Consider the following 12713-nt stretch of genomic DNA (forward strand, 5'->3'; position numbering starts at 1 on the left):
ACGCCCGGCACGTCGATTATTTGAGGCATAGCCCTATTTTGTTCTTGCTTTGTGCCCGCAGCTATGCTACTAAATTGAGTATGGTGCCAATTGGCTCCAAAGACCCGCCTCCCGAGGCGGGTTTTTCGTTTCTGACCCTGTTGGCGCCAGGCTCAATCGATCTTGATGAACACGCCCTTGGTGTTGAGATATTCGTCGAGGTGTTCGGCGCCACCCTCGCGGCCGTAGCCGCTCATCTTGTAGCCGCCGAAGGGCACGGCCGGATCGATGGCGTGATAGGTGTTGACCCAGACCGAGCCGGCGCGGATCTTGCGCGACAGCTGGTGGGCGGTAGCGAGATTTTGGGTGAAGACCCCTGCAGCCAGGCCGTAAGGCGTGTTGTTGGCCCGCTCGACCGCCTCGTCCAGAGCATCGAACGGCAAGGCTGAAATCACCGGCCCGAAGATCTCCTCACGGGCGATCTTCATGTCGTCCGAGACGCCGGCAAAGACGGTCGGCGCGACGAAATTGCCGGTGGCAAGCGCGCCTTCCACAAGCCGGGTGCCTCCGGTGACGAGTTTCGCCCCTTCCGCAGTGCCGGCCTCAAGGTAACCGGTGACCCGTTGCAACTGCTTTTCGGAGACGAGCGGGCCGATCTCGGTCGCCGGGTCGATGCCGTCGCCGACCCTGAGACCCTTGGCATATGCCGCCAGCCGCTCGACGAACTCGTCATGGACGGCGCGTTCGACAAACAGGCGCGAGCCGGCAATGCAGATCTGGCCGGAATTGGCGAACACCGACATCGCCGCCACCGGTACCGCCTTGTCGAGATCGGCATCGGTGCAGACGATGACCGGCGACTTGCCGCCGAGTTCCAGCGAGACGCGCTTGAGGTTGCCAGCCGAGGCCCGCACGATCGACTGGCCGGTTGCCGTCGAGCCGGTGAAGACGATCTTGTCGACGCCGGTGTGCTCGGCGAGTGCCGCGCCTGCCTCGGCGCCGGTGCCGGTGACGATGTTGACGACGCCTTCCGGGACGCCGGCTTCGTTCATGATGTCGGCGATCAAAAGCGGCGTCAGAGGCGCCTCTTCCGATGGTTTCAGCACGATGGTGCAGCCGGTCGCCAGCGCCGGGCCGATCTTCCAGATCGACGCCGCCGTTGGCGCGTTCCAGGGAATGATGGCGCCGACGACGCCGACCGGCTCCTTGCGGGTGAAAGAGACGATTTCGCCGGGCAGCGAGTTGTCGATGGTCTCGCCGTGCAGCGCCGTCGCCATGCCGGCATAGTAGCGCAGCATGCCGATGACGCGGTTGCGGTTGGCGCGGGTGCGTATGATCGGCATGCCCATGTCGGTGGTGTCGGAGCGGCTGATCTCTTCCCAGTGCTTTTCGAAGAGGTCGGCGATCCTCAGCAGCAGCACCTGCCGCTCATAAGGCTTGAACCGGCTCCATGGCCCCTCGAACGCCTTGCGGGCGGCAGTCACCGCGACGTCGATGTCCTGGCGGTCGGCGCGCGGCACTGTGGCGATGACCGCGCCGGTGGCGGGGTTGCGGCTCTCCATGGTCCGACCGGAGCGGGCATCAACCCAGCCACCGCCGATGAACATCCGGCGATGGCGCCCGTCGATCGGCAGCCGCAGCGCCGCCGCTGTCTGAGGCATGGTCATAACGTCCTCCTCCGGCGCCTACGCCTGGTGGGCGGATTAAACCGCCGGAGGTCACATTTGCCAACAGCGCTATTCGGCCGCCAGGGCCAGTTGCGGCCTTTCGTTCTTTTCTTCCGTCTCGGCCGGCTGCTCCACCACCTTCTTGGGCTCCCTGCCGAAGAACAGCGCATAGGCTGCCGGCAGGACAAGGATGGTCAGCACCGTGGCGACGAGAATGCCGCCCATCATGGCGTAGGCGAGCGGCCCCCAGAAGACGCCGCGCGAGATCGGGATCAGCGCCAGCACCGCCGTCAGCGCCGTCAGCACGATCGGCCGGAACCGGCGCACCGCCGAGCCGATGATGGCCTCGGAACGCTCCACGCCGGCGGCGATGTCCTGGTCGATCTGATCGACCAGGATGATCGAGTTGCGCATGATGATGCCGAGCAGGGCGATGACACCGAGGATGGCGACGAAGCCGAACGGCGCGCCGCTGATCAAAAGTGCCGCGGCCGCGCCGATAATGCCGAGCGGACCGGTCGCCAGCACCAGCATCGCCTTGCCGAAATGCTGCAGCTGGATCATCAGCAGCACGACGATGACGGCCAGCATGATCGGCGCTTTCGCCGCAATCGAGGCCTGGCTTTCGGCCGCATCCTCGGCGCCGCCCTGGATCTCGATCTTGTAGCCGGGGGCGAGGCTGGCGCGCAGGCCCTGCATCTCGCTGTACATTTTCATGGCGACATCGTTCGGCTGCACGCCATCCGGAAGCGTGGCGCGTACACTGATGGTCGGCAAGCGGTCGCGCCGCCATTCGACGCCTTGCTCCAGCACCGGGACGATCTTGGCGACCTGCGACAGCGGCACGGAGCCACCGAAATCGGTCGGGATATAGACGGAGTCGACCGCCGACAGCAGGTGACGGCTTGCCTCCGGCTCACGGGCGACGATCGAAACCGTCTCCTCGCCGTCGCGGAAGTCATCGAGCGGCGCTCCCGACATGGTCGCCTGCAGCATCTGGCGGATGCGCTGCGAGGTGACGCCGAGCGCACGGGCACGATCCTGGTCGATCACCAGCTTCATCGCCGGCACCGGCTCCAGCCAGTCGTCGTGGATGGCGCCGAGCAGCGGATTTGCCTGGAACTTCGCCTTTACCTCGTCGGCAATGCGTCGCACCTCCTGGCGATCGGGACCCATGACGCGCATCTGCACCGGCCAGCCGGTCGGCGGACCGAGGAACAGGCGATCAACCTTGGCGCGGATCGATGGGAAATCCTCAGCCAGGATGGTGCGCAGCTTGACGATCAGCCGCTCGCGGGCCGGTTCGTCATTGGCCATCACCAGAAGCTGGGCGAAGTTCGGGTTGCGAAGCTGCTGGTCGAGCGGCAGGAAGAAGCGCGGCGCGCCTTCGCCGATATAGGTGGCTATGAAGCGCTTGTCCTTGTCGTCCATCATCCTGGCTTCGAGCGCCTTGGCCTGGGTCTCGACTTCCTTGATGCTGGTGCCTTCCGGCAGCCAGAGATCGACGAGGATTTCCGGACGCGACGATTGCGGGAAGAAATTCTGCGGAATGAACTGGAACGCCCACAGGCTGGTGGCAAACGTCATCAGCGTCATCACCAGGACGATGATGCGATGGCGCACCGCCCATGCCACGGTCGAGCGAAGACGGCGGTAGAAGCGCGTGTCGAAGACATCGTGATGGTTGCCGGCGTGCTTGCGCTGCTTCAGGATCATGTGGCCGAGCCACGGCGTGAAATAGACTGCCGCAAACCAGGACACGACCAGCGCGATGCCGACGACGTAAAACAGGGTGCGCACATATTCGCCGGCCGTCGAGGCAGCGAACCCGACGGGAATGAAGCCGGCCGTGGTGATCAGCGTGCCGGTGAGCATCGGGAAAGCGGTCGAGGAGTAGGCGAAGCTCGCCGCCTCGACCTTGACCAAGCCTTCCTCGAGCTTTCGCTCCATCATTTCGACGACGATCATCGCGTCGTCGACCAAGAGGCCAAGGGCGATGATCAGCGCACCGAGCGAAATGCGCTGCAGGTCGATGCCGAGCTCGTACATAATGGCAAACGTAGCCGCCAGGACTAACGGAATGACGATCGCGATTACCAGGCCCGAACGCCAGCCGATCGACAGGAACGAAACGAAAAGCACGATCAGGAGCGCTTCGCCGAGCGCTTCCATGAATTCGCTCACCGCCTCTTTCACCACGTGCGGCTGGTCGGAAATCTGATCGACCGCAACGCCATAGGGCAGCGCCTCTTCGAAGCGCTTGTAGGTCGCTTCGACGTCCTTGCCGACGTCGGTGACGTTGAAGCCCTTGGCCATGACGACGCCGAGCTGGACGCTGTCGTGACCGTTGAAACGGTATTTGCGCTGGTACGGATCCTCGAGGCCGGAGGTCACGGTCGCGATGTCGCCAAGGCGCGTCACCTGGTTGCCGGCGCGCAGGCGAAGCTCACGGATGTCGGCCGCCCTGGTGACATCGCCCTCGACCGAAATGCGCACCGAACGCTGGCCGGTGTCGACAGAACCTGCCGGGTCGACATTGTTCTGGCCTCGGATCGCATTCTGCAGGTCGGTCAACGTCAGGCCACGTTCGGCAAGCGCCTTGGATGAAACGTCGATGTAGAGTTTTTCCGGCTGGTCGCCGATGATCACGGCCTTCTCGACACCGGGCGTCGTCAGCAACATGTCACGCGCCTGGATGGCGAATTTCTTCAGTTCGGGATAGCTGTAGCCGTCGCCGCTGATCGAATGCAGGGTGATGAACGTGTCGCCGAATTCGTCATTGAAGTAAGGCCCGAGCAGCCCCTGCGGCAGCTCATTGGCGATATCGCCGACCTTCTTGCGCACCTGATAGAAAGCATCGGCGACCTGCGCCGGATTGGTGTCGCCCTTAACCTGCAAGGTGATGATGGCGCTGCCGGCGCGGGTGTAGGAGCGGACAAAATCGAGGTGTGGGGTTTCCTGCAGCTTGCGCTCGATCTTGTTGACGACCTGGTCCTCCATCTCCTTGATCGAGGAGCCTGGCCAGATCGCCTGGACGACCATGACGCGGAAGGTGAAATCGGGGTCTTCCTTCTGGCCCATGCGCATCAGGCCGAGCGCACCGGCGACGATGATCAGCCCGAACAGGAAGCGGGCAATGCTCGGATGGCCGATTGCCCAGCGCGAAAGATTGAAAGACCGCTTTTCATTGGTGTCGATGGTCATCGGCGTCAGTCCGTTTCAATTTGATCAACAGAGCACGCGCTTTCGCATGCCCAAGGAACTTCCGATGTGGGCTTCCGGGCGGCGTGGCTTTCCGAGTTGAGAGATCTACATCGCGGTGGGACGCGAGGATCGACGTGGGGGTTACATCGACCTGAGATCTCGAAAATCGGGGGCGCCTGCCGCCCGGAAACCGTGAATTGCCTGGCCGTCAGCGCAAGCGCCTTGCAGCGTCATCGGCCGACGCCGACTGTTGCGCTGCATCACCGGTCAGCTTGACTTTCAGATTCTCGGTCATGAACTGCGTGCCGGCGGCGACGACGACGTCCCCCGGCTTCAGCCCATCGGCGACGCTGACGCCGTCGGGGGTGAAGGCGGCGACCTTGACCGGATGCGCATGGACGGTCCCGCCGTTGCGGTCGACTGTCCAGACGATCGATTGGCTGTCCTTTTGCGCCAACGCGGCCAGCGGGATCGACACCAGCTGCTGCCGGTTGTCCACCGCGGCTTCGATGGAGGCGGTCATGCCTAGCAGCACGCGAGGATCGTTGGGCAGGCTGACGCGAACGGCAAAGGTGCGCGACTGCGGATCGGCGCTGCCGGCGACTTCGCGGACCTTGCCGTCGAGCGTCAGCGCCTCGTCGGACCAGAAGCCAGCCTTGACGGTCTTGCCCGGCTTGAATTCGGCGATATCGGTTTCCGGAACAGCGATCAGAACTTCCTTCTCGCCGTCGATGGCAACGGTCACCACCGGCGTGCCGGAGCCGACCACCTGGCCGACATCGGCGGCAACGGCGGTGACGATGCCGTTCTTGTCCGCCTTGAGATCGGTATAGCGGACCTGGTTCTGTGCCTGGGCAAGCTGCGAGCGGGCGGAGTCTCGCGTGGCGACCGCCTGATTATAGGCGAGCGTCGCCTGCTCGAGCTGCGACTTCGGGGCGAAATTCTTGGCGTAGAGCTGTTCGGCCCGCTTGCGCGTAAGCTCGACTGTCTCGACCTGACGGTCGGCAGCATCGAGGCTGGCCTGAGAGCTTCTCACCGAGAGCTCGTAGTCGGTGGGATCGACGCGGGCGAGAACGTCACCCGGCTTGACGCGGTCACCGATGTCGACAAGGCGCTCGGTGATCTTGCCGTTGATGCGAAAGCCGAGATTCATCTCGGTGCGGGCACGCACCGATCCGGAATAGGAAAGCTGACGGGTATCGCTCGCCTTGGCGATCTCGACCACCTTGACCGGGCGGATGATCTCGGTGACCTCGGCTTTCTCCTGCGAGCAGCCGGCGAGGCCGAGAGCGGCAACGACAATCAGTGCCAGGCCGGCGGCCGGTCGCCTGTAGGTGATGGACTTGGACAAAGACACTTTTCGTACTCCCGAACTGTGGAGATGAATTGCCGACATCACCGCCCGACGGGCGGCAATGGTCATTTCTTCAAGGCTCTGATGGCAAACTCGGTAAGCTCGTCCGGCGTCGCCCGGTTCTTCTTGGCGAGGCACTGGGCCATTATCTGCGGATGAGAGAGGCTGATAATGGCAGCGCCGAAACACCGGGAAGCGATCACCGGATCCTGATCGATGAACTCGCCGGTAGCGATTCCCTCGCGGATCACTTCCGCGACCAGTTCATGGATGCTGTCGATGTGCTTTTCGATGACGTGCCAGTCGCGCTCGATGGCGACGATGACCATCTCGTGCACCTTCTCCTGGTCGATCATGGTTTCCAGCGTCCACTGATAGTGCGTATGCACGTAGCGGCGGAGCTTCTCGCTGGCGGTGCCGGAACCATGGCAGGCCTCGTAGCTCAACCGGTAGCAGGTCTCGAGCATGCGGCCGCAAACCGCCTGGTGGATTTCCACCTTGGAGGCGAAGAAGCGATAGATATTGGCAGTCGACATGCCGAGTTCGCGCGCAATGTCGGCGACGTTGGTCTTGCCGTAGCCGTAGTGGCGAAACAATCGCTCCGCGCAATCCAGGATGCGCGTGACATTTTCCTGGCGGGCGGAATCGGCGGTGGTGTCTAGGGTTTCAAGCATCTCGTTGGCCAATTTACGACTGACGAATTTATAATTTCGTCACTCGTAAATTGAAAACCATCATCTGTCAAGGCGCGATTTCGGCTGCTGATGACAGATGGTGACATCCCTGGACGGAGTTGGCCCATGAAACGCATGTGGTTTCCGCCACGCGCGCCTGCAACGCCGCCCCGTGTTTTTTTGCGAAGGATCTTGAAAAGATGCTTTCCGAAATCGGTTCCGTTTTCGGATCAGGCCCTAAGCCCGCTTTGCCATCTCCCGCAGCCGGAACTTCTGGATCTTGCCCGTCGAAGTCTTCGGGATTTCCGCGAAGATCACCGCTTTCGGCACCTTGAAGCGGGCGAGCAGCGCGCGGCAGTGCTCGATTACCTCCGCCTCGGTCGCCGCCTTGCCCGGCTTCAGCTCGACATAGGCGACCGGCACCTCGCCCCATTTGTCGTCGGATCGGGCGACAACGCCGCAAGAAGCGACGGCGGGATGCTTGTACAGCGCCTCCTCGACCTCGATCGAGGAGATGTTTTCGCCGCCGGAGATGATGATGTCCTTGGAACGGTCCTTGAGCTGGATGTAGCCGTCCGGGTGCATGACGCCGAGGTCGCCCGAATGGAACCAGCCGCCGGCAAAGGCCTCATCGCTCGCCTTGCGGTTCCTGAGATAGCCCTTCATGACGATATTGCCGCGGAACATCACCTCGCCGATCGTCTCGCCGTCGGCCGGCGTCTCTTGCATCGTCTGCGGGTCCATCACCGTCAGGCCTTCGAGCGCGGCATAGCGTACGCCTTGCCTGGCCTTCTTCGCCGCCCTCGCCCCTTTCTCCAGCAGGTCCCACTCGCCGTGCCATTCGTTGACGACGGCCGGGCCATAGGTTTCGGTCAGGCCGTAGAGATGGGTGACGGCAAAGCCCGCATCGGCCATGCCCGACAGCACCGCCTCAGGCGGCGGCGCTGCGGCGGTGTTGAAGGTGACGGTCTGCGGGAATTGCCGCTTGTCCTCGTCCAAGGCGTTGATCAGCACCGACATGACGATGGGTGCACCGCACAGATGGGTGACGCCGTGATCGGCGATGGCGTCGTAGATCGGCTTCGGCCGCACCCAGCGCAGGCAGACATGCGTGCCGGCCTGCACGGCAAGCGTCCAGGGAAAGCACCAGCCGTTGCAGTGGAACATCGGCAGCGTCCACAGATAGACCGGGTGCTTGCCCATCCCGGCATGGATGGTGTTGGCATAGGCCATCAGTGCCGCGCCGCGGTGGTGACAGACGACGCCCTTCGGATTGCCTGTCGTGCCGGAGGTGTAGTTGAGCGAAATGGCATCCCATTCATCGTCCGGCATCGACCAGGCGAAATCCTCGTCGCCGTCGGCGACAAACGCCTCGTAGTCCAGCGTGCCGATCCGCTCGCCCTTTGCATAGGGCGCATCGGCGGCATAGTCGGGATCGTCGTAATCGATCAGCAGCGGCCTGACCTTGGCCAGCGTCAGCGCTTGCCGAACCACGCCGGCGAATTCGCGGTCGACGATCAGCACCTTGCTTTCGGCATGATCGAGCTGGAAGGCAATGACGGCTGCGTCGAGGCGGGTGTTGAGCGAATGGAGCACCGCCTTGGTCATCGGCACGCCGAAATGCGCCTCTAGCATCGGCGGTGTGTTGGACAGCATGACGGTGACGGTGTCGCCCTTGCCGACGCCGCGCTTCGCCAGCGCCGAGGCAAGCCTCAGCGAGCGCTTCCAGAAATCGCGATAGGTCGTGCGCTGGCGGCCATGGATGATGGCGGTCCGGTCAGGAAAGGTTTTTGCCGCCCGCTCAAAATAGGTTAGCGGCGTCAGCGGCTGGTGGTTGGCCGGGTTCCTGTCGAGATCCTGTTCGTAGGGATTGCCCATCCCGTCCTCCGAATGTCTGGTCGAGCCTTCTTACCACCAGATCCTGAGCGCGTACTGGATTCGTGCACCGCCATCAGACCCTTCGCCCATTACTTGGGACGCCCCTCCCCGCCCTCACCCTCCGGCCACAAAGCGTCGATGTCCCGATGCCCTTCCACGATATTCGCCACTTCGAAAAAGTCGCCATTATAGCGGAAGAAAATCACGTATCCCCTGAAAGCGAAACTTCGGACGTCCGGCCGGAGTTCGGGACGAGCACGACCAATCGTCGCCGGCAAGCTCGCCAGATCACGGCATTTCTGGCGCAGAGCATCCACAAAACGCCCGCCAATCAACAGGCTGCCGCTTTCACGAGTGAGGTATTCAAGGATATTGACCAAATCTGCTTGTGCCGACGGCAGCATGCGCAGCCGTGGCACTCCTAAAAGCCTTCCCTTGCGAGTTGCTTGGCCTTGGCTTCCAAGGCGGCGTCAATATCCTGCTCGGTGGCTTCGCCGCCTTCAGCAAACGACTTGTCCACCATGGCACGGAGCGCCTTCAGCTTTTCCTCGCGCTCTTCGACAAGGCGCAGGCCCTCGCGCACGACTTCGCTGGCAGAACCGTAGCGGCCGCGCTTGACGATGTTGGAAACAAAGGTTTCCCAACGCTCTCCCAGTGATACGTTCATTGTCGGACCTCCTGATCGGTTTATTGTACCGAGATAACAATAAATGCGCAATTACTGACATCCGGGATGCCAAGTGTCGGATCAGGTGCGCAGCCTAAGGTTTGACTTTTGTCGAGAGCCGTGAATAATGTCAGCGAGGAGATGGCATGGCGATCCGACCGGCAGAACAGCTTATCCACAAGGCCGCCTGGCTTTACTATGCACACGGCCTGCGCCAGGACCAGGTGGCCAGCCAACTCAAGATTTCCCGTGCCTCGGTGGCGATGTATCTGCGCAAGGCGCGCGAGACCGGCATCGTCAACATCTCGACCTCGACCCAGCTTTTCACCGACGACGTGCTGGCGCGCAAGCTCGAAGACGCACTGCAACTCGACGCCGTCTGGATAGCGCCGGAAAACGGCTATGTCGCCGACCCGTCCACTGACATCGCGGTGCTGGCGGCAAGCGTCTTTCTCGAGCTGGTCAGGAAGGGCGACCGCATCGGCGTCGCCTGGGGGCGGACCATCTACACCATCGCCGACATCATGTCCTATGCCGATCTGCAGGACGTCACCGTGGTGCAGCTCTGCGGCAATCTGGGCGCCCCCTATTCGTACCGGCCGGACCAATGCACGATGGAAATCGCGCGCCGGCTCAATGCCAAGGGGCTGAATTTCTACGCGCCGCTGGTGCTGACGACGGAAGAACTGGCACGCGGCCTGCGCGCCGAGCCGGTGATCCGCGAGCAATTGTCGGGCATCGGCGAATGCGACCTGGCGCTGTATTCGGTAGGCTCGGTGGACACCGACAGCCATCTGGTCAAATGCGGCGCGCTGACCGAGAGCGAAATGGCTGCATTGCGCAAGGTGGGTGCGGCCGGCGTCATTGCCGGGCAGATCATCGACGCCCGAGGCCAGGCGCTCGACTGCAGCTACAACCGCCGGCTGATTTCGGCAGAGCTGTCATCGCTGCGCAGCATCGAAAAGCGCCTTGTGGTGGTGCAGGAGGACAGCAAGTTCGAACCGCTCGTCGCGGCGATCGCCGGCGGGCTCTGCACCCATCTCGTCGTCGGCGCGCGCATGGCGCGACGGCTGCTCGACCATGCCGGAGCAGCAGCAAAAGAGGTCGCCTGATACCTAGAGCCGCCGACGCATTGTCATTAAGGCGTCGCGGTATTCCTGTTCACAACAAAAGAGAAATCGGACGAAGCTGACATGAAGAACCTGTGGAATGACGGCGAGGCGGAGAAGCTGGTCGCCGACTATGCAAAGAAGGGTGTGGCCCGCGACCTGGCGCTGCGCGTCTATACGACCAGGCTGCTGGGCGGCGAGCCGCGGCTCGTCCTCCATGGCGGCGGCAACACATCGTGCAAGACCAAGGCCATTGATCTCGTCGGCGACGAATGGGACGTGCTCTGCGTCAAGGGCAGCGGCTGGGACATGGGCGTCATCGAGCCGCAGGGCCTGCCGGCGGTCAAGCTCGGCGCGCTGTTGAAGGCGCGGTCGCTCAAGAAGCTCTTCGACGAGGACATGGTCGCGCTGCAGCGGGCGAACCTCATCGATCCGTCCTCGCCCAACCCTTCGGTCGAGACGCTGCTGCACGCCTTCCTGCCGCACAAATTCGTCGACCACACGCATTCGACGGCGATCCTGGCCATCGTCGACCAGGAGGACAGCGAAGCGCTGAGCCGGAAGGTGTTCGGCGCGAAAATGGGATTCGTGCCTTACATCATGCCGGGCTTCGATCTGGCCAAGGCGGCCGCCGATGTATTCGACGCCGATCCGACGGTCGAAGGCCTGATCCTCGACAAGCACGGCATCTTCACCTTCGGCGACGATGCCAGGCAGGCCTATGACCGGATGATCCATTATGTGAACGTCGCCGAGGATTTCATCGCTGGGAACGGCAAGCCGCGCACCGAAAAGGTGGCACTGCCGGCCAGGCTGGCGAAGCCCGCGGAGATTGCGCCGATGCTGCGCGGCGCAGCGGCGGTGGCACGCGGCGAAGGCCGCTTCGACCGCATGATCAGCGATTTCCGCACCTCGGATGCGATCGTCGATTTCACCAATTCGGCAAAAATTGCCGACTATGCCGGACGCGGCGTGTCGACACCCGACCTGTCGATCCGCATCAAGACCGGACCGATGGCACTGCCGGCGCCGGACGCGGACAAGGTCGGCGACTACAAATCCGTCATCCGCCAGCATGTCGAGAAATTCGCCAAGGACTATCGCGCCTATTTCGAAACCAATGATGCGCTCGACGACGTGAAGCGCACCATGCTCGACCCGATGCCGCGGCTGACGCTGGTGCCCGGCCTCGGCATGTTCGGCCACGGTCGCACGCTCAAGGATGCGAAGATCGCCTCCGACGTCGGCGAAATGTGGATCGAGGCGGTACGCGGCGCCGAAGCCGTCGGCGATTTCCGCCCGCTCTCCAAAGCCGACCTGTTCCCGCTCGAATACTGGTCGCTGGAACAGGCCAAGCTCGCCGCCAACAAGCCGAAGCCGCTGACCGGCCAGGTGATGCTGGTCACCGGCGGCGCCGGCGCGATCGGTGCTGCCACGGCAAAGCTGTTCGCCGACAACGGTGCCCATGCCGTCGTCGTCGATCTCGATGGGTCAAGGGCTGCCGAGGCGGCAAAAAAGGCCGGTAACAATTCGATCGGCATTGGCGCCGACATCACCGATCCGGTGCAGATGCGCGCCGCCTTCGACAAAGCGGTCGACGTCTACGGCGGCCTCGACATTCTCGTCTCCAATGCCGGTGCTGCCTGGGAGGGCCGGATCGGCGAGCTCGACGACGCCACCTTGCGCAAGAGTTTCGAACTCAATTTCTTCGCCCACCAGTCGGCGGCGCAGAATGCCGTGCGCATCATGCTGGAACAGGGCACCGGCGGCGTGCTGTTGTTCAATACCTCCAAGCAGGCGGTCAATCCGGGGCCGAAATTCGGCGCCTATGGCATTCCCAAGGCGGCAACGCTGTTTTTGTCCAGGCAATATGCCCTCGACTACGGCGCGCATGGCATCCGCTCCAATGCCGTCAACGCCGACCGCATCCGTTCGGGGCTGTTGACCGACGCCATGATCGCCAGCCGCTCGGGCGCACGCGGCGTGTCGGAGAAGGAGTACATGTCCGGCAACCTGCTCGGGCAGGAAGTGACGGCCGAAGACGTCGCCCAGGCCTTTCTGCATCAAGCGCTGGCCGAGCGGACAACCGCCGATGTGACGACGGTCGATGGCGGCAACATCGCGGCGGCATTGAGGTAGGCGGAACCGGCCGAGACAGGCACGCAACTCGGAATTTTGCGA

Annotated in this window: 9 protein-coding genes; 2 read left to right on the forward strand and 7 right to left on the reverse strand. The window is 63.0% G+C overall.

All coding sequences use genetic code 11. The annotated features are described in order from the left end of the window. Positions 1–152: 152 nt before the first annotated feature. From NKH80_RS05180 to NKH80_RS05210, 7 genes are all read right to left on the reverse strand, one after another. Positions 153–1646, reverse strand: coding sequence for an aldehyde dehydrogenase family protein (locus tag NKH80_RS05180; RefSeq protein ID WP_352751115.1), 1494 nt, complete (start codon positions 1644–1646; stop codon positions 153–155). A 69-nt stretch (positions 1647–1715) separates the two neighbouring features. Beyond that, on the reverse strand, positions 1716–4850 hold the full coding sequence (locus NKH80_RS05185) for an efflux RND transporter permease subunit (protein ID WP_352751117.1): 3135 nt from the start codon (positions 4848–4850) through the stop codon (positions 1716–1718). 208 nt (positions 4851–5058) lie between these two features. Continuing rightward, on the reverse strand, positions 5059–6207 hold the full coding sequence (locus tag NKH80_RS05190; protein WP_352978567.1) for an efflux RND transporter periplasmic adaptor subunit: 1149 nt from the start codon (positions 6205–6207) through the stop codon (positions 5059–5061). A 62-nt stretch (positions 6208–6269) separates the two neighbouring features. Next, the gene (locus NKH80_RS05195) at positions 6270–6878 is read right to left on the reverse strand and encodes a TetR/AcrR family transcriptional regulator (RefSeq protein WP_352502064.1); all 609 of its coding nucleotides are present in this window, start codon (positions 6876–6878) and stop codon (positions 6270–6272) included. A 237-nt stretch (positions 6879–7115) separates the two neighbouring features. Continuing rightward, positions 7116–8756: an acyl-CoA synthetase gene (locus NKH80_RS05200; RefSeq protein ID WP_352990042.1), complete on the reverse strand. Its 1641-nt coding sequence runs from the start codon at positions 8754–8756 to the stop codon at positions 7116–7118. Between the two features lie 89 nt (positions 8757–8845). Further along, on the reverse strand, positions 8846–9160 hold the full coding sequence (locus NKH80_RS05205) for a type II toxin-antitoxin system RelE/ParE family toxin (protein ID WP_352970966.1): 315 nt from the start codon (positions 9158–9160) through the stop codon (positions 8846–8848). A gap of 17 nt (positions 9161–9177) precedes the next feature. Then, positions 9178–9423: a type II toxin-antitoxin system ParD family antitoxin gene (locus NKH80_RS05210; protein WP_352453248.1), complete on the reverse strand. Its 246-nt coding sequence runs from the start codon at positions 9421–9423 to the stop codon at positions 9178–9180. A 146-nt stretch (positions 9424–9569) separates the two neighbouring features. Between NKH80_RS05210 and NKH80_RS05215 the strand changes: the two genes are divergently transcribed. Next, entirely contained in the window at positions 9570–10535 is a 966-nt protein-coding gene (locus tag NKH80_RS05215) for a sugar-binding transcriptional regulator (protein WP_352990045.1), read from the forward strand. Between the two features lie 81 nt (positions 10536–10616). Next, on the forward strand, positions 10617–12671 hold the full coding sequence (locus NKH80_RS05220) for a bifunctional aldolase/short-chain dehydrogenase (protein ID WP_352990048.1): 2055 nt from the start codon (positions 10617–10619) through the stop codon (positions 12669–12671). Positions 12672–12713 lie beyond the last annotated feature (42 nt).

The sequence above is a fragment of the Mesorhizobium sp. M0904 genome, assembly GCF_040319475.1.
Lineage (GTDB): Bacteria > Pseudomonadota > Alphaproteobacteria > Rhizobiales > Rhizobiaceae > Mesorhizobium.

What these genes read in the sequence shown, in the direction of transcription:
- NKH80_RS05185 (WP_352751117.1), bottom strand. Translation starts at nt 4,850, where the DNA reads ATGACCATCGACACCAATGAAAAGCGGTCTTTCAATCTTTCGCGCTGG.
- NKH80_RS05215 (WP_352990045.1), top strand. Translation starts at nt 9,570, where the DNA reads ATGGCGATCCGACCGGCAGAACAGCTTATCCACAAGGCCGCCTGGCTT.
- NKH80_RS05195 (WP_352502064.1), bottom strand. Translation starts at nt 6,878, where the DNA reads ATGCTTGAAACCCTAGACACCACCGCCGATTCCGCCCGCCAGGAAAAT.
- NKH80_RS05180 (WP_352751115.1), bottom strand. Translation starts at nt 1,646, where the DNA reads ATGACCATGCCTCAGACAGCGGCGGCGCTGCGGCTGCCGATCGACGGG.
- NKH80_RS05220 (WP_352990048.1), top strand. Translation starts at nt 10,617, where the DNA reads ATGAAGAACCTGTGGAATGACGGCGAGGCGGAGAAGCTGGTCGCCGAC.
- NKH80_RS05210 (WP_352453248.1), bottom strand. Translation starts at nt 9,423, where the DNA reads ATGAACGTATCACTGGGAGAGCGTTGGGAAACCTTTGTTTCCAACATC.
- NKH80_RS05200 (WP_352990042.1), bottom strand. Translation starts at nt 8,756, where the DNA reads ATGGGCAATCCCTACGAACAGGATCTCGACAGGAACCCGGCCAACCAC.
- NKH80_RS05205 (WP_352970966.1), bottom strand. Translation starts at nt 9,160, where the DNA reads ATGCTGCCGTCGGCACAAGCAGATTTGGTCAATATCCTTGAATACCTC.